This window comes from Faecalicatena faecalis (assembly GCF_012524165.2).
Taxonomy (GTDB): domain Bacteria; phylum Bacillota; class Clostridia; order Lachnospirales; family Lachnospiraceae; genus Faecalicatena_A; species Faecalicatena_A faecalis.
In genome coordinates this window covers 123559-147914 of sequence record NZ_JABACJ020000005.1, presented here as the reverse complement: position 1 = coordinate 147914, position 24356 = coordinate 123559, and the positions used below count along the sequence as shown (strand labels likewise).

27 protein-coding genes are annotated in these 24356 nt (G+C 46.7%); 6 read left to right on the top strand and 21 right to left on the bottom strand.

Annotated features, from left to right (window positions below; genetic code table 11):
- Positions 1-11: 11 nt before the first annotated feature.
- Genes HGO97_RS07775 through HGO97_RS07750 form a run of 6 tightly spaced genes read left to right on the top strand, consistent with a single transcriptional unit; the run spans position 12 to position 5790 of the window.
- Positions 12-332: a (2Fe-2S)-binding protein gene (locus HGO97_RS07775; RefSeq protein WP_246597348.1), complete on the top strand. Its 321-nt coding sequence runs from the start codon at positions 12-14 to the stop codon at positions 330-332.
- Positions 329-1414: an NAD(P)/FAD-dependent oxidoreductase gene (locus tag HGO97_RS07770; RefSeq protein WP_216240742.1), complete on the top strand. Its 1086-nt coding sequence runs from the start codon at positions 329-331 to the stop codon at positions 1412-1414. The genes HGO97_RS07775 and HGO97_RS07770 overlap by 4 nt, the downstream gene beginning before the upstream one ends.
- Positions 1414-2247: a (2Fe-2S)-binding protein gene (locus HGO97_RS24180; RefSeq protein ID WP_216240741.1), complete on the top strand. Its 834-nt coding sequence runs from the start codon at positions 1414-1416 to the stop codon at positions 2245-2247. Before HGO97_RS07770 ends, HGO97_RS24180 begins: the two co-directional genes overlap by 1 nt.
- 1 nt (position 2248) lies before the next feature.
- The gene (locus tag HGO97_RS07760) at positions 2249-3415 is read left to right on the top strand and encodes an NAD(P)/FAD-dependent oxidoreductase (protein WP_216240740.1); all 1167 of its coding nucleotides are present in this window, start codon (positions 2249-2251) and stop codon (positions 3413-3415) included.
- Between the two features lie 34 nt (positions 3416-3449).
- Positions 3450-4340 carry a dihydrodipicolinate synthase family protein gene (locus tag HGO97_RS07755; protein ID WP_216240739.1) on the top strand — a complete coding sequence of 297 codons (891 nt, stop codon included), beginning with the start codon at positions 3450-3452 and terminating at the stop codon, positions 4338-4340.
- Positions 4341-4383: 43 nt separating this feature from the next.
- Positions 4384-5790, top strand: a complete 1407-nt coding sequence (locus HGO97_RS07750) for an aldehyde dehydrogenase family protein (protein WP_216240738.1) — start codon at positions 4384-4386, stop codon at positions 5788-5790.
- 231 nt (positions 5791-6021) lie between these two features.
- Here the strand turns inward: HGO97_RS07750 and HGO97_RS07745 are convergent, their stop codons facing one another.
- From HGO97_RS07745 to HGO97_RS07650, 21 genes are all read right to left on the bottom strand, one after another.
- Entirely contained in the window at positions 6022-7518 is a 1497-nt protein-coding gene (locus HGO97_RS07745) for an N-acetylmuramoyl-L-alanine amidase (protein WP_216240737.1), read from the bottom strand.
- Positions 7515-7646: a hypothetical protein gene (locus HGO97_RS23990; RefSeq protein ID WP_281419941.1), complete on the bottom strand. Its 132-nt coding sequence runs from the start codon at positions 7644-7646 to the stop codon at positions 7515-7517. Before HGO97_RS23990 ends, HGO97_RS07745 begins: the two co-directional genes overlap by 4 nt.
- Positions 7647-7721: 75 nt before the next feature.
- Entirely contained in the window at positions 7722-8222 is a 501-nt protein-coding gene (locus HGO97_RS07740; RefSeq protein ID WP_216240736.1) for a phage holin family protein, read from the bottom strand.
- Between the two features lie 5 nt (positions 8223-8227).
- Positions 8228-8818, bottom strand: a complete 591-nt coding sequence (locus tag HGO97_RS07735) for a putative ABC transporter permease (protein ID WP_216240735.1) — start codon at positions 8816-8818, stop codon at positions 8228-8230.
- Positions 8819-8822: 4 nt separating this feature from the next.
- Positions 8823-9380, bottom strand: a complete 558-nt coding sequence (locus HGO97_RS07730) for a DUF4376 domain-containing protein (protein WP_330654211.1) — start codon at positions 9378-9380, stop codon at positions 8823-8825.
- A 16-nt stretch (positions 9381-9396) separates the two neighbouring features.
- On the bottom strand, positions 9397-10635 hold the full coding sequence (locus HGO97_RS07725) for a reverse transcriptase domain-containing protein (RefSeq protein ID WP_216240733.1): 1239 nt from the start codon (positions 10633-10635) through the stop codon (positions 9397-9399).
- Between the two features lie 361 nt (positions 10636-10996).
- Entirely contained in the window at positions 10997-11440 is a 444-nt protein-coding gene (locus HGO97_RS07720) for a four helix bundle protein (RefSeq protein ID WP_216240732.1), read from the bottom strand.
- 72 nt (positions 11441-11512) lie between these two features.
- The gene (locus HGO97_RS07715) at positions 11513-12439 is read right to left on the bottom strand and encodes a DUF6273 domain-containing protein (protein ID WP_216240731.1); all 927 of its coding nucleotides are present in this window, start codon (positions 12437-12439) and stop codon (positions 11513-11515) included.
- 15 nt (positions 12440-12454) lie between these two features.
- Positions 12455-13390, bottom strand: a complete 936-nt coding sequence (locus tag HGO97_RS07710; protein WP_216240730.1) for a hypothetical protein — start codon at positions 13388-13390, stop codon at positions 12455-12457.
- A gap of 15 nt (positions 13391-13405) precedes the next feature.
- Positions 13406-14494, bottom strand: coding sequence for a siphovirus ReqiPepy6 Gp37-like family protein (locus tag HGO97_RS07705; RefSeq protein WP_216240729.1), 1089 nt, complete (start codon positions 14492-14494; stop codon positions 13406-13408).
- Positions 14495-14506: 12 nt separating this feature from the next.
- On the bottom strand, positions 14507-15367 hold the full coding sequence (locus HGO97_RS07700) for a phage tail domain-containing protein (protein WP_216240728.1): 861 nt from the start codon (positions 15365-15367) through the stop codon (positions 14507-14509).
- Positions 15368-15372: 5 nt separating this feature from the next.
- Entirely contained in the window at positions 15373-18105 is a 2733-nt protein-coding gene (locus tag HGO97_RS07695) for a phage tail protein (protein ID WP_216240727.1), read from the bottom strand.
- A gap of 270 nt (positions 18106-18375) precedes the next feature.
- A complete protein-coding gene (locus HGO97_RS07690; protein WP_216240726.1) occupies positions 18376-18753 on the bottom strand; it encodes a hypothetical protein in 378 nt (125 codons plus the stop codon).
- Positions 18754-18806: 53 nt separating this feature from the next.
- Complete coding sequence (locus HGO97_RS07685) at positions 18807-19517, bottom strand: hypothetical protein (protein ID WP_216240725.1); 711 nt, start codon at positions 19515-19517, stop codon at positions 18807-18809.
- 3 nt (positions 19518-19520) lie between these two features.
- Complete coding sequence (locus tag HGO97_RS07680; protein ID WP_216240724.1) at positions 19521-19841, bottom strand: hypothetical protein; 321 nt, start codon at positions 19839-19841, stop codon at positions 19521-19523.
- Between the two features lie 4 nt (positions 19842-19845).
- Positions 19846-20253 (bottom strand): hypothetical protein, encoded by a 408-nt coding sequence (locus HGO97_RS07675; protein ID WP_216240723.1) that lies wholly within the window; start codon positions 20251-20253, stop codon positions 19846-19848.
- The gene (locus HGO97_RS07670; protein WP_216240722.1) at positions 20250-20585 is read right to left on the bottom strand and encodes a hypothetical protein; all 336 of its coding nucleotides are present in this window, start codon (positions 20583-20585) and stop codon (positions 20250-20252) included. The genes HGO97_RS07675 and HGO97_RS07670 overlap by 4 nt, the downstream gene beginning before the upstream one ends.
- Entirely contained in the window at positions 20582-20893 is a 312-nt protein-coding gene (locus HGO97_RS07665) for a hypothetical protein (RefSeq protein ID WP_216240721.1), read from the bottom strand. Before HGO97_RS07665 ends, HGO97_RS07670 begins: the two co-directional genes overlap by 4 nt.
- A gap of 55 nt (positions 20894-20948) precedes the next feature.
- Positions 20949-22292, bottom strand: coding sequence for a phage major capsid protein (locus HGO97_RS07660; RefSeq protein ID WP_246597346.1), 1344 nt, complete (start codon positions 22290-22292; stop codon positions 20949-20951).
- A gap of 10 nt (positions 22293-22302) precedes the next feature.
- A complete protein-coding gene (locus tag HGO97_RS07655) occupies positions 22303-23214 on the bottom strand; it encodes a head maturation protease, ClpP-related (protein ID WP_216240720.1) in 912 nt (303 codons plus the stop codon).
- Complete coding sequence (locus HGO97_RS07650; RefSeq protein WP_216240719.1) at positions 23192-24340, bottom strand: phage portal protein; 1149 nt, start codon at positions 24338-24340, stop codon at positions 23192-23194. The genes HGO97_RS07655 and HGO97_RS07650 overlap by 23 nt, the downstream gene beginning before the upstream one ends.
- Positions 24341-24356 lie beyond the last annotated feature (16 nt).

Genomic DNA, 24356 nt, shown 5'->3' with positions numbered 1-24356 from the left:
GGCGCATAAAAATGGATGAAATGCGTGTAAAGAACCACCCCATACTGGGGGAGGACATCTGTGAGGAATTCGTTGAGATCACAGTGGATGGTAAAAAAATGAAGGCCAAAAAGGGCGAGATGATTGCTGCTGTTCTGATGGCCAACGGTATTAAGATCCACCGTTACACTGCAAAGGAACATAAACCAAGAGGAGTCTTCTGCGGAATCGGGCAATGTACCGATTGTGTCATGACCGTGAACGGACAGGCCAACGTCAGGACCTGCATCACTCCGGTGGAGGATGGAATGGTGGTAGAAACGCAGGAAGGATACGGGAGGAAAAAGCCATGAAAAGAGAGGTTGTCATCATCGGCGCAGGCCCGGCAGGACTTGCGGCAGCAATCGAAGCTACAAAAAACGGCTGTGAGGTTCTTCTGATCGATGAAAACAGAACCGCAGGCGGGCAGTTTTTTAAGCAGCTTCACAAATTTTTCGGATCACAGGCACACAGTGCCGGAATCCGTGGGTTTGAAATTGGGAAACAACTATTAAAAGAAACCGAAGAGATCGGCGTGGAGGTATGGCTGGAAAGCTCTGTCATCGGCATTTTTGCTGGAAAACGTGTGGCAGTATTACGCCATGGCATCACAGAGACCATCGAAGCACAGAGTATTTTGATCTGTACCGGCGGCGCAGAAAATCCTCTTCGTTTTCCTGGTTGGACACTTCCCGGAGTGATGGGAGCAGGTGCTGCGCAGACAATGGTCAATGTGAACCGGGTCCTTCCCGGCAAACGGATCTTGATGATCGGTTCCGGCAATGTAGGCGTTATCGTTGCCTATCAATTACTGCAGGCCGGCGCAGACGTGGTCGGGATTGTCGAGGGAATGCCAAGAATCGGCGCATATGGAGTTCATGCAGCGAAGCTGAAACGGGCCGGAGTTCCATTTTTTATTGGACATACAATTGCAGAGGCCAGAGGGAAAGACCATGTCGAAGAAGCAGTCATAGCACATTTTGAAAATGGAAAGATTCTAAAGGGCACAGAACAAAAAATTGATGTGGATACAATCTGTGTCGCTGTAGGCTTACGTCCGCTCTCCGAGCTGGCACAGATGGCTGGTGTGAAGCATGATTTTATCCCGGAACTGGGCGGCTTCATGCCGATCCACAATGAAAATATGGAGACCAGTGTAAAAGATGTTTACGTGGCAGGGGATACCGCAGGAGTGGAAGAAGCCAGCACTGCAATGGATGAAGGACGGCTGGCCGCCGTATCCGTCTCCTATTCCCTGGGACATTTATCTTCCCAGGCTGCCGAGCAGAAAAAAGAAGAGATCCGTGACCGGCTCGCATCGCTCCGCCAGGGGCCTTTCGGTGAACGTCGGATGAACGCGAAAAAACGGGTCGTAGATATGGGGGTGAATCTGTAATGGAAAAGAAATCAGGAATTATATATGACGGTTATCCTTCCAGGGAAGAGATTGTAACTGCGAATGGCTGGCCGAGTGAGGAACGTTTTGCAAAAGGGCCCATTGCCATTGCGGAATGTGTACAGGAGATTCCCTGTAACCCGTGTGAGGCTGCATGTCCGTTCCATGCTATCAAGATCGGAACTCCGATCACCAATACACCGCGCATTGAAGAAGATACCTGTACAGGGTGCGGCTCCTGTATTGCGGCATGTTCCGGACTTGCTATTTTTGTTGTAGACAAGACCTATTCCAAGACAGAAGCTCTGATCAGCTTTCCATTCGAATATCTACCTCTTCCAGAAAAAGGGGATGAGGTAGAAGCCTTGAGCCGCGGCGGAGAATATGTCTGTCAGGGAACTGTCGTAAGAGTCATGAATCCCAAACGCAACGACCACACTCCTGTAGTGACACTTGCCGTCCCGAAGGAACACGTGGACCATGTAAGAACCATGAAACGGCTCGTTCTTCCTAAGCCTGGAAAGGGATTTGAACCTGTGGAGCCCCAGGGAGTCCTGGATGATGATGTCATTGTCTGCCGTTGTGAGGAAATTACGGCCGGAGAAGTCAGGGATGCCATCCGCAATAAAAAAGCAACCACTGTTACGGAAGTCAAAAGAAGATGCCGTGCAGGCATGGGACTCTGCCAGGGCCGCACTTGCGGAAAGCTGGTGAGCCGAATCCTCTCCGAAGAATTAGGAAGTGCCCCTGACACACTTGTTGGAAGCACGGACCGTCCTCCGGTGCGTCCGACCACATTCGGCGAATTAGCCGGAATAAAGAAGGAGGTGTAACATGAGCCAGATATTTGATGTTGCTGTAATCGGTGCCGGTTCCATCGGAACCTCCTGCGCCTACTATAATGCCAAAAAAGGGGCCCGCGTCGTCTTAATTGACGCCGGCGATATCGCCGACTCCACAAGCAGCCGAAGTGACGGGAATATCCTGGTCTGTGACAAACAGCCCGGATTTGACGCGATATTTGCAAAAGCCAGCCAGGACATGTTCCCAAAGCTGGAGAATGAGCTGGAATATAAAATTGAATGGACCCAGAAGGGAAGCCTCTATCTGACTGAGACGGAAGAAGAATTTGAGATTGCCTCCAAATTCTGCAGTGATATGAAGGAATGCGGCATCCAGATGCGGATGATGGACCATCAGGAAGTACTGGACGATGAGCCCTACCTGGCAAAGGATGTTTACGGTGGTCTGGAGACGATTTCCGACGGTTCTGTCTATCCGATCGGCCTGGCTTATGGCTTCGCTCTTGCAGCAGAACGCCTTGGCTGTGTACTTTCTCTTCATAACCCGGTAACCGGGATTCAAAAAGAGGAAGACTATTTTATGATCCAATGTAAGAATGGAGATATTCTTGCTAAAAATATTGTGAACGCCTGCGGTGTACGTGCTCCTTTCATCGGGAAGATGGTCGGGCTGGATATTCCGATTCAGGCAAGACAGGGGCAGATTCTTGTTTCTGAACAGACCTTCCGTGTAGCCCGCAGGAAAGTACATGAATTTGGATATATGCTGACAAAGTTCCAGAGCGGCAGCTATGAGCGCCCGGTCTCCGAAAGAGTCAAACGAAACGAGGTCGCTTTTGTCTTCGAACCGACTGCCTCCAACAACTTCCTGATTGGATCTTCCAGAAGCTTTGTCGGGGAAGATATCCGCAGTGAAATTGATGTCATGCAGGCATTGGCAGAGCGCGCCATCCGTTTCTTCCCGGTGATCGCAGATATCAAGGTCATCCGAGCATACAGCGGGCTGCGCCCGTTCACCCCGGATCATATGCCGATTGTATCAGACACTCCTGTTAAGGGCTTCTACATTGCAGCAGGCCACGAGGGCGACGGAATCGGACTCTCTCCGATCACAGGGACCTGCATGGCTGATATGATTGCCGGAGATAAGACCTTCATGGACCTCTCATTGCTTAGCTTTCAAAGATTTTGTTCCTAAAATATAATCAAGAATAAGAAAGGAAGACCGTATTATGAATCCAAATTTTAAAGGAATTTATGCAGTAGCTGTTACCCCATTTAAGGAGAATGGAGAATTTGATCTTGATCAGTCAAAAAAGAACCTGGACTGGCTCATCGAAAACGGAGTGCATGGAGTATGCATCCTCGGTGCCACCGGAGAATACCAGAGTATTTCCGATGAGGAGCATATGCAATATGTCCGCGAGATCGTGCCCTATATCAAAGACCGCGTCAGTATCATCGTGGGCGCTTCCAGAGAAAGACCGGAGGACGTTGTAAAGCTTGTCAATAACATCAAAGCCTGTGGTGCTGATGCAGCGATGGTCCTCTCTCCGTTCTACTGCCACCCCGCACAGGACGAAATTGTAAAATTCTATCACTATGTTATGGATCAGACTGATTTTCCAATCGTGGTCTATAACAATCCAGGATCAGCCGGAGTGGAATTAGAGCAGAATACATATCTTGAAATTTTAAAGCATCCGAGGGCTTCTATCGTAAAAGAGTCCAGCGGGGATATCCATAAGCTGACGCAGGTATTGAACGATGCTCCAGAGACGACCTCTGTCTTCTGCGGATGTGATAATCTTGCCTTCGAAAGCTTTGCTGCGGGCGCCTGCGGCTGGATCTGTATGCTGGCAAATGTTGCCCCAAGAGACTGTGTCGCCCTGTATGAAGCTGTCTGTGAGGAAAAAGACCTGGAAAAAGGGAAAGAGATCTACCAAAGGATCCTCCCATCCCTGGATGTCCTTGAGTCCTTCCCAAAGCCGGTACAGGCACTCAAGCATCTCCTCTCCTACCGCGGATTAAACGGCGGATATGTCAGAAAGCCACGCTATGAGCTGACCGAGGAGGAAAAACAGTTTGTTGTAAAAGAAATGGCACCCGATCGCATACAATAATATCATTTCACCTGCTTCACACAAAAATGGAGGTATCATAAACATGGATGTTCGTAAATTATATATCAATGGAGAATGGGTAGAATCAGAAGGACGGGACTATATTGAAATCGAGAATCCGGCAACACATGAGATTTTTGCAAAGGTCCCACGTGGCAATCAGAAGGATGTAGATAAAGCGGTGCGCGCTGCCAGAGCGGCTTTTGAGACATGGCAGTATACGCTAGTTGAAGAACGCGTGGCCCTGATGGAAAAAGTGGTTCACGGACTGGAGGAGCGCAGACAGGATTTAATTGAAACAATCACAAAGGAGCTGGGCTCTCCTTATAAAGTTTCTGCAGAAGTACACACCGATCCTTTTATCCTGGAGGCAAAGCATTATATCAAGGTGGCAAAGAATTTCGAATATGAGCAGCGCCGCCAGACCTCTGTTGTCGTCAGAGAACCCGTGGGTGTCATCGGAGGACTCACGCCTTGGAACTTCCCACTGGAACAGATCGAGAAAAAGGTCGTTCCTGCGCTTCTTGCGGGGAACTGTGTTGTATTAAAACCAAGCCAGTTCACTCCAATGACTGCTTACATCCTGGCCGAGGAAATTGAAAGGGCAGGTTATCCAAAAGGAGTATTTAATCTGGTCACAGGAAGAGGCGGAGAAGTCGGTGATGCACTTGCCGTACATCCCGAAGTCGATATGATTTCCTTTACCGGATCTACGGATGCCGGAAGAGCCGTTGCCATCAAGGCCCTTAGCAATATCAAAAAGCTTGCTCTGGAGCTGGGCGGCAAATCCGCTGCCATTTTCTTAAAAGGCGGAGACTGGGAGAACGGCGTGAACGGCGTACTTGAGACCGTTATGCTCAACGGCGGACAGACCTGTAATGCCCTCACACGGATGCTCGTGCCCGAAGACGAGGCCGGACAGATAGAGGAAATCCTGAAGCAAAAAGCTGCCGAATATCATTTTGGCCCTCTTGATGACCCTTCCACCACATTGGGGCCACTCTCCTCACGCAAGCAGTTCGACCGTGTAAAAAAATACATCGAACTCGGTGTCAATGAAGGTGCAAGACTCTTAGTGGGCGAAATCCCGGAAGACGACGGTTCCTATAACGTAAAGCCGGTTATCTTCTGTGACGTTACGCCGGACATGACCATTGCCAGAGAAGAGATCTTCGGTCCAGTTCTTGTCGTGTTGACCTATAAGACCGTCGAACAGGCAATCGAGATTGCGAACGACAGCATATACGGCCTCGCCGGTGCAGTCTACGGACCGGAAAAGGAAGCCAACGAGGTGGCTCGTAAGATGAAGACCGGAACTGTATATGTCAATGAGGGACAGTGGGATGAAGCCTCTCCATTCGGCGGTTATAAACAGTCCGGGCTGGGACGCGAAGGCGGTATCGAAGGGTTTGAAGAATTCCTGGAGATCAAGACGGTGTATGATAAATAAAAATAGAGAATGCGGATCTAAGAATGATGGATCTAAAAAACGCACTCAGGCGAAAAGCTTGAGTGCGTTTGATATTCTATATGGATTCTTAGAATTTACCTTCTTTGTGAGCCTCTTCAATAGAAACAGTAAACAGCGGTTTTTCAGGCTCCGCAGCCGCCTTTGTATATTGCGCGTGTTGTACTCGCGCGTTTTTACACGTTTTCATAGAACTTTTCTTTGTCCATTATATCATAATGTGTGGATCACTTCAACCAGATCAGAACGCTTCGTCAGATACCAGCCGGACTTTAATTTGTAGAAGTCGCCGCTTTCCCCGACGATTGTGAAGATCTCCCCGTATTTTGCCACGCCTGCTGCCGCTGCATTGTAGTCGGGAACTGACCTATAATTCACGCCGTCGCTTCCCTTGTATATGATCTTCGCATATCTCTTTTCTTCCTTCTCTGTGAATTCCACCAGATCGGAACGCTTCGTCAGATACCAGCCGGACTTCAATTTGTAGAAGTCACCGCATTCGCCGACGACAGTGAATAATTCGCCGTATTTTGCCACGCCTGCTGCCGCTGCATTGTAGTCGGGAACTGACCTATAATTCACGCCGTCGCTTCCCTTGTATATGATCTTCGCATATCCAGAAAGTGCCTTTTCTTCGCTTGTATTCTGGTTCCCTTCGCCTGCTCCCTGCTCTCCGATAATCGCTGCAAGGTTTTTCAGAATAGCTGCACCATAATTTGCGCCAGCCGCCCAGCCTTTGCCGTTCGGATTTTCTTTTTGTCCCAGCCATTCAACATATTCTGCACAACCTCTTTGAACATACTTGAAGCGCGGATCTACGCAGGCATTTTTCAGTGCTTCTGTGGATCCATAGGCTTTCAAGTGCTGGATCTGTGCGCGGATTCCTTCGCGCATAGTTGCGAAGCTGTTGCCCTTCATGCCGTTCGACGTCACGCCCATTCCGCAGAAATTGTTCTGATCCAACGTCACTGCACTTCCTTCGAATTTCAAGTGTCCCGTTTCAACGGAAGTCTGGGCTGCTGCCACGTCACCGCGAACGCCCTCTGCGTCGCCTTCTTCAATGAACAGTCGTGCAATATCCAGTGCAAAAGAAGCAGTGTCTGGATTGTTCTTGATGTAATATTCTGCAATCTGTTCGGCAGACGCTACGGAACGCCCCATGATTCTTGTGAAGCCTTCTGTTGTGCCTTTCTGTGCGATTGTTGCCTTGAATTCCTGCCATGTTTCTTCCGTTACATTGTAGACATACGGATTCGGGCAAATTTTCCCCGTGACGTCATAATGGCGAATGACATGATCCGCAGGAATATTGTACTTCTTCATAAGCTGCCGCGTCAACTCTGCTGCTGCCGCGACTGTTTCTTTTGTGAAATACCAGTCTTTGTCAGTAGCGGAAAGCGTTGCCGTGTTTCTCTTTTTGACTGCCATTTCGATTCCGATTGAATTCGAATTGCGGCACTCTTTATGCGTGTATGAATTTGCGCCACAGTGCCAAGCCACGTCGTCGTCTTCAACGATCTGGAAGACTTCGCCTGCATGTCCCACTGCGTAATGTGCCGACGCGCCTGCGTACTCTCTCGCCCAGTATTGCGCCAGATTCTGTGCGGTTGCAAGTCCGCCGAAATAATGGATCACTATGTATTTGATTCTTGCTGTGCTGTTTTTATCCGTGAAGTTGATCTTCGTCAAATAATTTCTGTTGATATTCATTCGACGTCACCTTCTTCCCCGCTGAATCCCATGTCGTCGGGATCGAAGCTGTTTCTGAATTTCGCCAATTCTTCTTCCGTCATGCTTTCAATGCTTTTCCGCAGTTCTTTGATTTCTGCGTCGCTCATATTCTTTGTATGTTCACTTTTCATTCTGCTTTCCCCTTTCTTTGGGATTGCCCCGCAGCTGGCGGGGCTTCCCTCTTATTCTTCGGCGTCAGCTGTGTCTTCTTCGTCCTCTGTGCCGATTCTCTTGTTCAAAAGCTTCTGCGCCACTGCCAGCCCCTTGATCAAAAATTCTGGTACGTTGTAGCCGCATTCCACAAGATTTTCAAGAATGCTGCGTGCTTCATTTACAAGCAGCATTGCCAGTGTGAACCAACCAATCATTGAAAGGAAGGAAAGATCCACGCCCAGAAGATCTGTTCCTAAGTGCGTGAAAACATAGCTGATCATAAATGCCACAAGAATGATCACCCAGTAACCAAGTTTTTTCGCTGCTCCCTTGATTCCCACTTTGCTTGATTCTTCGCCGCGTCTTCTGGACTTGTACCAGCCCGTCAGCCAGTCCGCAATGTTCAAAACAAGATAAGCCGCGAAAATATACCAATAGATCCCGAAAATTGCTGTCAGTCCTGCTACAATCACGCCAGCGATTGCGTTGTATTTGTCAACCAGTGCTTCTGAAAAATTATGTGTTGTCATTTCTTCTACCTCCGAACATGTTTGCAGTTTTTGCAAGGTTTTTGATCCGCTGGGAACATGTAATTCTTGCATTCTCCGCATTTGTTTCTTGATTTACAGTATCTGTATTCGCACTTTTCCAGATAACGCTTGCAGATCCCGTTCATTCCCAGCGCAGCACATTCGAAGTTGTCCTTCGGAAATGTGAATTGATAGCGCGGTTTTTCTTCCGAAAAGAATTTCCAACGAATAAAATCGTCAAGTGTTATTGCTGGCAAAGCCAGTGCGAACCATGCTGTGAAGAATTGCGGACATATCTGCCCCATGACATTGAATTTCATGTTCGAATAGTCCCACATATCCAGATTCAGCCATACATTCAAAATAAGTCCCGCAACGAATTCGATCGCTGTGATTATGATTGCACATATCAGCATTTGAATTTGAAGCGGCGTCTTCCAGTCCATGAATTCATTGACAAGACCGCATAATATAAAGCATATCCCGCCGACGAACGCCATTGCCTTGAATGTGTACCCGCGAAACGCCAGTTCACAAAGCGCGTATATTGCACCGCCTACCAGAAACAGAACAATATACTTCACAATTTGTTTCATGCGATCACGCTTTCTGTGCTGCTTCGTAGTCTTTCAGCACTTCCGACTTGTATTTGTCCGGAATCTGTGCGCCATAGTAAATGCCGCTTAACTCTTCGACACTCTCTGCGCCCTTGATCCATGCGTTCAAGCTGTTGCAATAGGTTGTGTGATATGACACAAACTGCATTGCGGCTGTGATGATCGCCGTCATGTCTTCGGCAGAATAATATTTGCAAAGCTGCCCGTCTTCATGGTATTCAAGCTTTGCTACTCCTGCCGCAAGCTGGCTTTTTTTGCCGAACAAATTGATCTGATCTTTTTCTGTCAGACTGATGTGTTCTGTCGTGCCGTCTGAAAGTGTAACGTCAACGCCTGCAAAAATCGTGCTTTCACAGCGGTTTGACACTTCCGCAAGCTTCGCAGTTCTGATCTGTTCTGCGTCCGGCTGCTGTTCTTCCTGCTCCGTATAGATTGTGCCGTCGTTTGAATAGATAGTCGCGTCTTCAAGCGTCCTATATACAGTGGCATAACCTTCATATTTTGCCACTGTGCGTCCGTCGTCAGATACAATTTCAATCACAGACGCGTCTTTCCCTTTAATGCTCCGATCCGCCTGCACAAGCAACATATTTTGTGCGACTTTCTTGACGGATCCTTCGAATATTGTTTCGCTTCCTTTGAATTTGAATTTCATGCGCTTCTTCCTTTCCTTTCCAGTTTTCTATAAACAGTTCATTGAAAAGCTTGTCCATGTTCTGCACTGTACGCCATGACATTTTGTGTTTCATGTAGCCTTTCCACGATTGATATTGCTGCCGTACTTCTTCAAATGTGATTCTGCCTTCGTCAAGTTTATTTTTCAGCTTTTTCAACTTCCTTCTTTCGCGTGTTACTGCCTGCCGACAAGGGCGCATGATCACTTTTCCGCTGTCTGTCAGTCTGAATTGTGTTTTCAGAAACGTGAAGCCGTGTTTCATTGACACTTTCCGCGTTTTCCTTTTATTCACAACAATTCCTATTCTTTCATAGATTGCGAATAGTGCTTCGATTGCCGCGTCTGCTTCTTCTTTTGTCCGAAATGCCATGAATGTGTCGTCCATGTATCGGATATACGCGCGGATCTGCAATACTTCTTTTGCGAAATGGTCTGGTTCGTTCGGGTATATCGTGCCGACTATCTGTGAAATTTGACTTCCCAGACCGCAGCCGACTTCCCCGAAGGCTTCCACGAATAACATTATGAATTCAACCACTTCTTTGTCGGTAAAATGCTTTTGCAAAATCGTTCGAATATACCAGTGTTGCATATTGCCGAAGAAGTTCGTGAAATCAATTAAGACAATCACGCCTTCATTGCTGCCCGTCTTTCTGTAATACTCCCGCAGGAAGAAGGCGACGCGATCAATCGTCGCATGTGTTCCCCTTCCTTTAATGCAAGCCATATTGTCTGAAATAATTGTTCTTGTCAGTATCGGCACAAGAACATTGTCGCAGGCTGATCTTTGAACCACTCTTTCTGATATGTGAACGCTGCTAATGTCCCGCAGCTTTCCGCGTTCCATAATCGTGAAATTATGAAAGCCGCGTCTTATGTCTTCGCCTGCAAGAAGCTTCATGTGTGTTTCATATGTCTTCCGAAGAAGGCTTGCTTCATATCTCTGCACGCTGCACTTCCAGCGCACGCCCTTCTTCGCTACGTCAAACGCATTCAACAGATTTCCATAATCGAAAATCGCTTCCAGTTTTCCGTGTTCGTCGTTGATCTTCTGCTTCTTCCGCCTTCTGGTTTCTTCTCTTCGAAGCCGTCTGGCGGCTCTTCTTTCTTCACTTGTCATAAAACACCCCGCATACATAAATTTTGCGCCGCTATGTACTTAAACAGCTGACATGAAACAAGGCTGCGCGATCCTTGCCATGCAAGCAGCGTCCGTCAGCTGTTGTCGGTGTGTAAATTTACCCTTTCGGGACGGTCAAGCATTCCTTATTTTCTTTGTGCCACTGCTTTCGTTTCCTACTCGGACGGGGCATTGAAATAATCAGAGGGGGACGCCAAGCGGCGTCGAAGCATTGTTGTTGTTGGGATTACCATTGTTGTTGACATTACAAAAGTTCGTCGTGTTCGACGCGTTCGGGGACTCACACCACCAGTTGGAACGTGAACCCTGCTTTCAACACTTAACCGATAATATTGCGATCCTACTGCTTTTCAGCTGCCGGATTGCTTGCTTTCTTCATTTCCTTGTATCTTTGATTGTCTGATTTTCTCCATGCTGTGATATATCCTTTTTCAGAAATAATCATGCCGACAATCTCCTTCAACTGTGCGCTGTCTATCCCTCGCACGCGACGCAGGCTTTGAAGCTTTTGCAGAAGCTTTTCACAGTCCCCGCTTGCGCGTTGCTGGTATCTCCGCCGATCAATCGCGTCTTCGTTGCTCTTCACATAGATCGTGTTCGCGTCTACCACGTTATCGACCAGCTGTTGTGCCGTCGCTATGATCGGCATGGCATACACGAAGCGGTATTTCTTCGGAATAACTTCTTCTTTCATGCAAAATTCGATCAGCTTGTCTTGAATGTCAACTGCCGTCTGAAAGAACTGCATTTCTGATTGTTCGCGCCTGCTTTTCAATACACTCATATCTTTTCACACCTTCCGTCTTTGGTTTATCACGCCGCACGCGGCGGCGTGATTTTTTCGCGTGATTCAAGATTATGTATCAAAGCAGAGGGGGACGCCAAGCGGCGTCGAAGCATAGTAGTAGCTGGGATTACCACCGCTGCCGACACCACAAAAGGTCGTCGTGTTCGACGCGTCCGGGGACCCACACCACCAGTAGGAACGCGAACCCTGCTCCGCTTTCCCGAAGCCCAGTCCTTTGTTGATATGAGCAAGGGATCCGCGGAAGATCTCAAACTGAACAGCATTTCCGTTTCCATAGCCAACTTCTGACCAGCTGTTGAACCCCCAGACTTCTACTTCGGAAGGAAGCCACAACTTCTGATCTTCCTGCCAATCCCATGATCCTTTTTTGCTGCACAGACGTTTGTTCGTTTTGATAACCGCTTTCACATCAGCTGGCAGCATATTGTAAATTGTTGTATTCAGCGTCGTTTTCAGTGTGCTTGCTGGGAATCCGCCCGTGTTTGTGTTGGTTTCATTCATTTTGTATGTGGTTGCAAGACAATCGCGACTGATCCAGTGAATGCAGTTGTTATTGTTTGTCGCATAGCCTTTTCTTGTGTTGATTCCTGCAACTTCCATTCGAACTTTTTCACCGTTCGTCAGCATAATGTCTTTATAATCTCCGACATTGATCCCCGAAAAGTCGCCCGCAGTTTCCTTTTCGTCGATTTCCGCCCATGTGAACGGCAATTCTTTTCCGAAATACCCATAAGAAGCGCGGATCTGTGCCTGCTTGTCTTCCAGTGCCGCAGCTACAAGATAACCTTCTGGAATGTAGCCTTCTTCCGTGATGTCAAGCGTGTCAACTACTCCCAGCGAAGTTTTAACAGCTTTCATCAATTCAGAATATTTGATCGTTTTTGTACCGTTTGACGTTTCCACGATCAGAACGTCGTCGGCTGTGATTTCTGTTGTCTGTGCGATCTGATTGATTGTTTTTTCTGGTAAACTCATTTTTTCAGTCCTTTCTTATAAAGTCGCAAAGATTTTCCTTGCGCCGATTCTTTCCCCGTCGTCCGTGATCAGAATATATTCGTCGCTTGTTGTGATAGCCTGCACAACTTCATTTGTGACAGCAACTGTTTCCAGTATGTCAACACGGCTTTGAAGGTCTTGAATCAAAAGCAAAAGATTTCCTGCCGTTTCGTCGTCCAGAATTCCTTTGATTTGTTCCACCCACGCTTCGAATTCTCCCTGCTGCTGGCTTGTGTAATTCTGCAAATACTGTTTGAAGTTTTCCAGAAATTCGTCTGCTGCCGTTTTGTCTTCGTCCACATTGCCTTTGTACTGCTGCAAATATGCTGTCGCGTCTTCCTTCTTTTCGTCAATGTCTTCTTCAAAGTCTTCCACGTCAAAAGCGATCCTTGCTTTCTGCTCTGCAAAATACGTTGTGAACTGTTCGTATATTTGCGAAAAGTCAATCTGTGTTACAGCACCAGCAACCCAGCCGCATTTTGATTCGTCCATTCTTGTGTCTGTGATCATTGATTGCGTGATCGCTGTTGTTCCTGCTGGTATATTGATTTCTGCAATCGTGACTTCGTACACCGTTTCACTTCGCACGTTTGTCGGACACGTCGGCGCTGTTGCGTTTCCGCCTTTGTCTGCATACGCATTGATTGTCCTTGCAGAAAGATCAAGCTTGATTTTAATTGCGTCATATCTGTTCAGATTTCCGCTGGCGACTTCCAGATCAATTTCAAGCGGTTCCGTGTTCTGGTAGCCGTAGCCTTCAAGCCACGCATAACCAGTCGCCACCGTCACAGACATTTGCCCGTTTGCAGTGACTTTCAGATCTCCGTTGAATACTCCGCTGCGGAACAATGGCTTGAAATAGTTCGCCCAGTGCGAAGCATTGTATTTCCGATCGCCGCCCTTTGAATTGAAGAATGTTGCAATTTCCACTTGTTCACCTTCTTTCTAATCGTCCAGATCTACTTTTTCGGGAAGTGGATCCCCGAACGTGGGTACAATATCGAACCCGCCGTCTTCAAAGATTTCTTGAATTTCTGTGATTCGCTTGTCCATTTCGATTCCCCACATAATCTTTTTCACCGTCACAATGTCGCCCAGATCGTAATGTTCGCGATATACGAAATTCACGAAAGGCTTTGTCTGCGCTTCCATAGCTTCTACAACTCCATATTCAGCAAGCTTTTCATTTCCCTTTTGCTTCAATGTTTCTGTGTATTCTGCCGTTGTCATGTCGCCCTTCTGAACGTCCCTTGCGTCAACAATTACTTCGCGCAGATCCCAGCCGCTGCCACCACCTACCGTCACAAGCGTTCTGGCTGTTCCTTCGCCTTCTCCTGCTACGATTGCACATGTCTTCGTGTTCTGGTTACTGAATACATAAGATACGCCATTCAGATTCTTGTGAACCTCTGAAAAGATCACCTGACTTCGTTCGTGCTGGTTTTCTGTCTTGTCCTGCCCTTTGTATGTTTCGAAAAAGAACTTTTTTGCCTTGAAATCTGCCCGTATGTTGAACCCTATGTCGCTATATCGTGATAGCTTGCACATGTATGTGTATAGTTCCTTGTATGACACTTGAAATCTGACTTTTTCAGTAAATCCGTTTAATGCTCCCAGTGTCACAAAAGGCATAGGCGTCACAATCTGCACCAGCTTCCGCATTCCTGCTTCTGTCGTCCCATTGAAGTTCACAACGGTCTTGATCGCCCGTCTATCCATGAGCGACGAAAGAAACCTTCCTTTTGCTGTGATCTCGTTCACTGTGTCGTCGATCGCTATATACTCAACGATTCCGCTTTCTTTGCTCTGTGTCTTTTCGATCTGTCCGTTCTTCGCTCTGTACTCGCGTTTTGACAGAATGTTGTCTTCCGCCAGTAGCTGCAAATTTCGCGCATTCAGCGGCGCATGTATTTCAAATGTTCCGCATTCGTAATATTTGCGCGTCCAGATCAAGCTTCTGAATACGTCAATCACTCCAAGGCGGTTCAGATTTTTGTCATACGAAACGACTGTGACTTTGTTTTGTGTTGACATTCTGTTTCCCCCTTATGCGAATATGTACTGATTTTTGTATTCAAATTTTACATTCAGATATTCCACGCCTTCGTCTGCGTCGTATTTGATCACGTTTGTTCCCATGATAAGCTGAATATATCCGTCGTTGTCTTCGTCTACAGTGTAGTTGTAGTCGCTTGTGATTCCGTCCCTTAGAAGTTCGACAGTGATGTTTCCTTCTATGGTCTTGATTGTGATTCTGTCGTTCGGCTGCATTGTACAAAGCAGCTTCAATGTTTCATTCGTCGTCTGATTGTATATAATCGGATTGACCACAATGTCGTCTGCTTCCAGTGTGATTGTGATTCCGACGTCTTTCGTGCTTTCGTTGTCCACTTGCTTGATCGTGTCCGTTTCTCTGTGTCCGAATTCCATGCCTTCTTCTGGAATTTCGCATTCCCATTCCCAGTCGTCATACCACTGCGACATTTCGATTCGAATGTCTTCGCCGTCTGTGAAGTAGGGATCGCAGCAGATCAGCGAAATAACTGCCGATCTGATGATCCCTTTTTCAGCGACGTCAATGTCTTCTACTCTGTATTTGATTTCCCTGCTGTCCCCGTCTTCTTCGTGAATGAATGTGCCTTCTGAATGAATCTTGAATACTTTTGAAAGGAATTCGCGATTCTGTCTGTAATTTCTGATCATGTTGACTGTCAGAACAATGTTTCTTTGTTCCAGCCCTTCGCCGCTGTACGTTGTGCCGTCAGTCGTTGCGTTTTTTGACGTCTTGATCGCATTTTTTATGCTGTAGATACCGTCGCAGCTTACAAGAAAGAATTCGTGTTCGTCGTGTTCGTATGTGAATTCGACTTCCATGCCACTGTCATTCCTGCATGTAATTTTTTTCATTTTCTTCACCCTTTCTTGTTCATATTCAGCACAATTTGTCTTGTCTGGTTCCTTGTCTGTCGTGCCACCTCTGACGGCGACAATTCCTTCGGACTGTTGATTGTGATGTTCTGCGTGAAGCCGCCGCCTGCTGCCGCTGCTGCCATTTCCACCGAACCACCTTTTGCGTTGATATAACTGTCAATAGTTGTCGGAACGCCTTTTCGCATTGCTTCTTGAATTCGCGCTTCCTCTTCGTCCATTCCTTCTTCGACACCCTCTGCCATACCAGCCGGAAGCATTTTTCCGACTTGATCGCGCATTACCGTTGACGGCGAATGAATCCCGAAGAAATCTTTCACGGCGTCCAGTGCTGACGAGGCAAGATCTTTGAACACATTGATCAGACTGCTTGCTGCGTTCTTTACGCCTTGAATTACTCCGTCTATGATGTTTCTTCCTAATTGCAGCCAGTTTGTGTTCATAATCGTGTCCCAGATTGCAGATATAATCTGCGGGACGGCTGCGATCAGCGACGGGATTGCCTGCACAAGTCCGCTGATCAAAGATCCGATCAGCTGGATTCCCATTTGAATGATTTTAGGCAAATTCGTCGTCAGTGTTGTGACGATTGACTGTATAATCTGTGGAACGGCTGCGATCAGCTGGGGAATCGCTTGAATGATTCCGCTGATCAGCGAAGTCAAAATCGTGATTCCGGCTTGAATGATTCGCGGCAGCATTCCAGTCAATGTCGAAACGATCGTCGTGATGATTGTCGGAAGCATTGCGATCAGCTGGGGGATTGCCTGCACAATTCCGTTGACCAGTGAGATCAGCAATTCAAGTCCGGCTTGTACGATTTTTGGTAAATTCTCCGCAATAGAATTCAAAATCACGGGGAATAAATCAATAATTGCTTGAATAAGTGTGGGGATCGTTTGCGTGATTCCGTTGATCAAGCTGATAAGAATATCAATTCCAGAAGCTATGATCTGCGGAAGATTTGCTGAAAGCGTCGCTGTCACTTGATTGATCATGTCTGGCAGCATTGCCAGAAGAAGCGGGATTGTCTGTTGTAGTCCCGATAATATCCCAGTGAAAAGCGTCATTGCCGCATTGAGAAGCTGCGGCAGAAGTGTCGGAAGTGTGTTGATCGCTGTTTGAATCAGCGTGAAAAATGCTTGTAGTAGCGGCGGCAGTAGCGATTGAATCAGCGTTCCTGCCTGCGTCGCAAGTTCATTTGCTACAGTTGAAAGGCTTTCCGCCAGCTGTGGCACTGCTTCCACGATTCGCGGTACAGTTTCCAGAATGCGCGGAACAATATTGTCAATTACCGTCAGAACGGAATTCGCCAAGTCGTCGATCAGTGAATCCAGATCCGCGTCGCCGTCTGCAAGCCCAGTCAATAAATTCTGGTATGCCCCTTTCATGGAACTGATTGAACCAGTGATTGTCGTGCTTGCTTCTTTTGCCGTCGTTCCCGTGATTCCCATTTCAGTTTGTACGACATGGATCGCGTCAACTATGTCTGAATAACTTGAAATGTCATATTCTACGCCAGAAAGCTTCGTTGCGTCGTCCAGAAGCCTTTGCATTTCTTCTTTCGTGCCGCCATATCCCAGCTTTAAGTTGTCAAGCATTGTATAATTCTGCTTTGCAAAGCCTTGATATGCGTTCTGTATGGATTCTATGCTTGAACCCATTTTATTTGCGTTGTCAGACATGTCAACGATTGCCATGTCTGCTTTTTTCGCGGCTGCTTCTGTGTCGCCGCCCATGCTTTGAAGCAGCGACGCAGAAAAGCTTGTTACAGTCTGCATGTACTCATTTGCAGACATTCCAGCCGTCTTGTATGCGTTATCGGCGTATTTTTGCACTGCTTCCGAAGATTCGCCGAACAGTGTATCAACGCCGCCGACAAGCTGTTCGTATTCTGCATATGAATCGACAGCTGCTTTTCCAACTGCTACGCCTGCCGTGACAGCTGCTGTTGAAAACGCCGCGAACGCTTTGACCGTTCCGCCAACAACACCCGTCAAAACCGTGAATCCGCCCTTCGCCGCTGCTGCCGCCGCGTCGCCAGTGGCTTTCAGTGCTGTTGACACAGACGGAAGTTTCGCTTTCACGTCCTCTGCCGTTGTCTTTACTTTCCCGAACGCGTCCGCCACCTTCTGCACAGCTGGGTGCGCGTTCTTGAAGTCTTCCGCTTTCTGTTTTGCCCCTTCTATCGCAGAAGAAATCTTTTTGATTCCTTCGGACTGTTTCACAGTGTCCGTGATCTTCGATTTTACAGAAACAAAGCCGTCTGCAAGCTTATTCACGACGGGAATATGGCTTGCGAATTTCCCGATCTTTTGCCCCAGTGTTTCTGATTCTTTTGCCGTTTTCTTCTGCTGCTCTTCAACGGCTTTCAGTTCCGTCTTAAATTCAGTCAGCTTCGAACGTGCAAGTACGATTTCACGCTGTAGATCTCTGTAACCGTCGTCGTTTATGTCCTTTCCTGCTGCCGACATTTCCTTTTCAGCTTGTGTCAGAAGTTTTAACTTCTCTTCTGTTTCGGAAACGGCGTTTTTCAAAATTATTTGCTTTTGTGCGATCAATTCTGTGTTTTTCGGATCTAACTTCAAAAGAGAATTGACGCCCTTTAATTCAGATTGTAGGCTTTTTGCATTAGTGTTGACCGACGACAATGCTTTGTTCAATGGCGTCGGATTTCCGTCGATCGTGACTGTAATGCCCTTCAAGCCTTTCGCCATGCTTTCACCCTTTCTTTCCGAAAAGTGATCGCAGCTTGATTCTGTCTGGCTTAGTCTGTGTCAGTGTGTATGCGTTTTCCAGATATTCCCGCCCTTCCTCTGTCTTGTTCATTTCGTGAATGAAAGCGTCGCGTCTGTATTGCAAATAGTCTATGTATTCCAGTTCTTCAATTTCATTCACATTCAACCCCGTGTATTCATGCACTAAGTGTTCATAATACGTCGGTATGTCGAAGCAGTCTTCGTCGTCAAGCGGATAGAACGGGATCGTTAATTTGGGGCAGCTGCTTCCCCTTTGCAGAATCGCACATACATTGCAAGAAATTCTTTCATTTCTCCGAATTCCATTTGTTCGCTAACCCAGTCAACCGTTATTTTTTCACCAGCCATATTGTTTGACAGAATCACGCTGACAAGTTCATACACTTCATCAATGATCTGTCTGTTTCTCTGCGACTTCTCCTTTTCGTCCTCTGGTTCGCCATTCAATTTGATTGTGTCTTGCAGATCCATAAGCATGTCGAATATTTTCTTCTTCGGCATACCTACCAGAATTGTTTTTTCGATCTGTTTTCCGTCTTCAACGTCGTCAAAGGTCAAAACCATGTAATTTCTTTTCGCTTTTTGAAAATTTACTTTGTAATTCATGCACTTTCCTTCCTTTCATCTGTTCTGGGGCTGGTTCCCCAGCCCCTTTTCATTTACTGCTGCTTTGCTGCTTCCTGTGCTGCAAGAAATTCTGCGATAATTTCTGCTTTTACAGTCTTTGTGATTGTATATCCCTTCGCTGTCGCAATCAGTTTGATCTGTTCAATCGTCAGCACGTTCAATTCCTCTTCTGTGTACTCTTCCTTGTACTCTTCGTCGATTTCTTCAACGAACTGGATCAGCGTGCCTTCGTCGTCCTGCGGCTTGCAGCCGAATTCTGCGTCAATAACCGTCGCGGAATCTGTCGCCCATGTGATCGTGAATCCGGCTGAATTTCTGCCGACAATAACAAGATAGCAATTTCCTTCCACTGGATCTTTATGCACAAACAGAATGACGTACTGCTTGCCGTCGTCGTTGGAAGTTCCGCCCACTTTCAAGATTCTGTACTTTCCCGCTGTTTCAAGTCGTGCCGTAGAACACAGCTTCTGCAATGTTTCTGCGTTCCATGTGAAAAGCCCCGTCTTGAATGTTGCTTCTTCGTCAGTCAGCACTTCTTTCACGATATGCCCCAGATCGTCTTTTTCTGTGGTCATTGTCGGCTTGTATTCGATCGACGCGCCGCCCTTGATCCAGCCTGCACGCTTTTCGTCAGTCATCATGGTCGTGATTAAAGTTTGAAACTCCGGCAGCTGTCCGTTGAATTCATCAATGAACACTTCGCCGCTTCCCATTGTGACTTTTTCTTTTGATCCTTTTTTCATTTTTTACACCCTTTCTGTATAGTTGATCAGATATATTGTTTCGAAGCACTTTTCGTCCGTCAGCCATGTTCTTTCCCTCTTCCAATTCCAGAACTGTTTGTCGAAGAATGCTTCCAGCTTCTTTTCGTTTGCTCTGTCGATTCGTTCGGCGTAAAATTCAACCGCAAGATCGTTGTGAAGAACGATTCTGTGTTTGAAGTCGTCGCCGTCGCTTTCAACCGTATTCAGAACAACCGTGAACGGCAGCTTCTGTGGCTTTGTGAAAGCCGTGTCTGCCGTTGGAATCTTTGTTTCGTCTTCAAGTGCTTTCACAATGTCTTCCATTTTCTCACCCCTGCCACATGTCTTTCATTCTCTCTTCAAGAACTTGTTCTGCTATTCTTCGCCCGTGTGCAATATGCTTCACTGGCTTTGTCCTTCCGCCGTTTCTCTTTGCGTGTCCGTTTTCAAGCAAATGCGTCAAGCGGTATTCTGGGGCTTCAACGTACCATGTCGCCTGCTTATGGTGCTTTGTCAGCATTTCTTTTTCAATCGCGAAATGTCCTATGTATTCCCCCGTTGAAATGCCGTGTCCTTTCGAAAGATACGACTTCGCTGTTTCATTGCACTTTTCCGCAGCTTCGTCGATCGCGTCAAAAAACTTTGCTTCTTCCGTGTTGTACCAGTCTTCCAGAACACTTGCCAATTCTCCTGCAAATTGTTCCGGCTTGATCGCATTTCCAGCATTTACTTTCACGCAAATTCCTTCTTTCTGTGCTTTTCAAGCTTGATCAGCGTCAGTTTTGAGATCGGCGGGAAGTTCTTTTTCAAATTGTCCACTTTTTCGACGTCAAACTGTTCTTCTTCAATGACAATCACGTCATGCGCTTCGAATATCGGCGAATATAACACATGTATCATGCGATCCACTTGCCGATCTGCCGACTGCGCTGCATAATGCCTTTGAATGCTGACGTTTTCCTCTCCGAAACGGATTTCTTCTTTCATTTTCGGAACCAGTTTTTCGTCGTCATTCACAGAATAAAGCCTTGCGATTCCGTCGTTGAATTCTTCGAATTTGCTTTTCATTGCGTTTCCCCGCTTTCTGCACTCTTTAATGCTCCACGAAGCGCAAGTGCTGTCAATTCTGTCTGAAAATCATGCCGAAACTGTTCGATCGCATTTGATCTTCCATATCTGCAATATGACACAAGCAATTCCATTGCGATTCCGTCTTCTGCAAAATTGATTTCGGATCCGAATTTGTCATTCAGATATGCTTTGCCACGCTTTATGATCCCATTGATTTTCTTTTCAAATGCTTCGTCGTGAAATGTGTGATCAAGTTCATTCAGAATTTGTTCCAGAAGTTCGTCTTTGTTGGTTATGTTCTCCATACTTCACCGCCTTCGACAATGGCAGCAAAGCTTTTCAGCCCTGCTGCCGTCCTTTTTATTCCTGCTCTGCCGCTTCCTGCGCTGCAAGGAACTCTGCGATCACTTCCGCCTTCACAGTCTTTGTGATTTCATATCCCTTGTACGCTGCAAGACCTTTGATCTTGTCCACTGTCAGCGCGTTCAGTTCTTCTTCTGTCCATGCAGTCTTCTCGACCACAACTTCTTTTGTGCCAGTTTCTACGACATAGACCATAGGTTCAAGCGCGGAAATGTCAAGCACAGTGAATGCGTTGTTGTCAAGCGGCTTTCCATTGCCGTACAAGAAAGCTGCATACACTCTTTCGCGCTGTAAAAACTTGTAGCTGTCGTCATATTCGATCACGCCGTCTTTGCTTGTTCCCATTCCCATGAAGTATTTGTCAGCAATTCCGACCACGGCTTTTCCTGCCGGAACTTCTTCACACTGAATCACGGTTGTCGGGTACGGCAGCACATCATTTGCAAACGTACCGTCTGGACGCTGAACGGTTGTTGCAGGCATTACTTTTGCGAAATAGTCAACCGGATTGACTACCATGATTACCCCTGCCACTTTTCGCGGGCGGTTGTTTCTGGAAAGTGCAAGCTTCGCAATGACTCCGCCGTACTGCTGCGCGTCGAATCGGGTGATCTTTACGGCTGTTTTGTCCGGGTATGCTTCTTCTTCTGTTTTGCTTGCAGAAAGATCCTTCATCATACCGATCGGCATATCAATTCCAGTGCCAGCCACAATCGCTTCTTCAAGTCCGCAATAGATCGCGTCTTTTAATACCTCGCGGACGTAGCTGTCAAGCCACTGTGCGCCCAGATCCAGCATAGACTTCGCAACCGGCAGCCATGCAGTCAGAGAATTCAAAGTCATGTTCATTTTTTCGAATTCGCCTTCCAGTTCCTTTGTTACCTCTGCCGTAATTGCTCCCCATTTTGCTTTCTGTTTTCCGTTTTTGCTCAAGATCCACTCTGTCACATAGGTTGTGTTCTGGAAGTTGATCGCTGCAAGAAGCGGGTGTTCTCTTCTTAAATCTTCGAACACGTCTTCAATGATCGTTTCCGGCATTGTCACTTCTAAAGAACTAAGTGCCTGCTTTGGATTGTCGGACTTCATTGCTTCAATCAGCTTTTCATAATACTTCTTTTCGCTGGAAGTCAGCTGACGAAGCCCTCTGGAAGATAACGCCTGCGCGTCAAGCTGTTCAATGTTTGCCACAGACTGCGCCCTTTCCATGATCTCGTTCTGGATCCCCTCTGCCATGTCTGCCATTGCCTGCGCTACCTGTTCGGGATCGTTTGTCTTCAATGCTTCATTGAACTTCTGCGCAAGTTCTTCTCTGGTTAATGCTTTTACGTCTTTACTTTTCATTTTTTCTACCTCACTTTGAAAGATTTGTTTTCGCCGCCTGCGCTAATAAGGCAGCAAGGTTTTTTGACTGTTTCTTGTCGTCCTTTTTGTTTTTGTCGTCGTCTTCGTCGTCTTCGTCGTCTGTGTCGTCCTCTTCGTCAGAATCGTCGTTCTGATCTTCGTTTTTCTTTTGTGCTGCGCCTTTGCAGAATGCAAGCAGTTCTGTTCTGAATGATTTCTGTTCTGCCATTGTTCTTCGAAGCTGCTGCAACTGCTGCTGCACTGCTGCAAGTGCGTCTTCTGGATCTGCTTCCGTTTCTTTGTCTACTTCGTCAGCAAAGCCCATTTCCACTGCCTTGTCTGGTGTCAAATAGGTTTCGTTGTTCATCATTTCGATCAACTCTTCTTCGCTGATTGTGGCGCGTTCAAGATAGATCTGTCGGTTTGATTCCATAAGAACGTCAAGATCGTCTGCTGCCTTCCGCAGATCTTCTGCGTTTCCGGCAATCGAAAGCCACATGTTGTGAATCAAAAGACTTGTCCCCAGTCCCATGATCCTTCTGTCTGCCGCCTGCAAAATAACGGAAGCAATCGAATATGCGAATCCGTCAACATATGCAATGATTTCTTTGCATTTTTTCTGCTTCAACATGTTATAGATAGCAATGCCTTCTTTCACTGATCCGCCATATGAATTGATGTGAAGTTCGATTGTGTCAGTTTCCGACACTTCTTCAAGTGCTTTTTTGAAGAACTTTGCGGAAGTTTCGCTTTCGTCATATGACCATGTTGACCAGTTGAAATCCCCGTATTCTGAAACGTCGTCGTATATGTACAGCTTGACAATATTGCTTCCCGCCTGCTGCCGGAAACAATAATGCGCCTGCGCTTGTGTCTGTCCTTTTTCTGCTGTCTTCACCTTATTCACCCCTTTCTTGTCCAAGATGATCCATTTGTTCTGCTTCTGTGTAGTTTTTGGTTATATAGTGCTTTTGTGACCAGTCAGTCTTCAAAGCTGTGTCACCCAGTTTTGTTCGAAGTTCGTCTATACAATACAGACCACTTCGAAGAAGCCCTTCCGCATTCGTTGACTGTTCGAACACATCAATGTGCTGAATGCAGTTCGTGTTTATGTCTATGTAGTTGCCTTTTGCAAACTGCTTTGCGCCGTAACGCTTGCGCGTGATCTCTTCGCCGAATTTTTCAGTGACTGGATCAATGGCAAACGTCAGAAAATTCTTTGTGATTTTCTCCACGTCAGAAACGTCGCCCAGCATTAAGGCTTTCGGGATTTTGAACGCTCTGCCTGCAAGTTCAAATTCATAATTGATTCGTTCGTTCAGATCTGCTGGCGTCGGCGTCGCAGTGCTTTTTGTGACGTCTGTGTATTTGTAGCCAGACGTCAGCGGCAGGACGGCTTGCGCCGATTCGAAGAACGGCTTGAATCTGTTGTTGATCAACTCTTGCAGTTTTTCCGCGAAGTCTTTCTGTGCCGACGTCTGTGCGTCAATGTCCAGAATGCCTTTCTGTCCATTCGCTCTGATCAGACTGCGGATTGCTTTTGCGACTGTCTGACCGTAACTTGTGTACGATCCTTCCAGCCGCTGCTTCACGTCAATGTTATTCAGCTGCATGTATATGACGTCGCTTGCCGGAAAGCTTTTTTGAAGTGTCATGTTCCCGATCGTCACATTGCTGAATATGTCTTCATATAGCGCATATTCCCTTCGGGTGAAAGAATCAGCAACATACAGCTTCCCGCCGACTTCAACAATCAAAGCTTCGTTGTCATAACATAAATTCGTGATGAATTTCTGAATCATGTCGCTGCTGTTTTCGTTCTGGTTCGGCTCATAGTTCCACAGAAAATATTCTTCTTTTCTCTGCGGTTCGTTTTTTATGAATGTTCGGACTTCACACTTTGCAATGGTACTGGCAATCATATTCACGGCACACGCCGTCGCCAGTTCTTTGAAAAAAACTTCTGTGATTTCCTCTTCAACTTGCATTTTCAATGTGATTTGCTGCTTTTTTCCGAATGCTCTTGCAAAAAAATCTGCTGCTTTCATTTTTTTCTTTTCACCC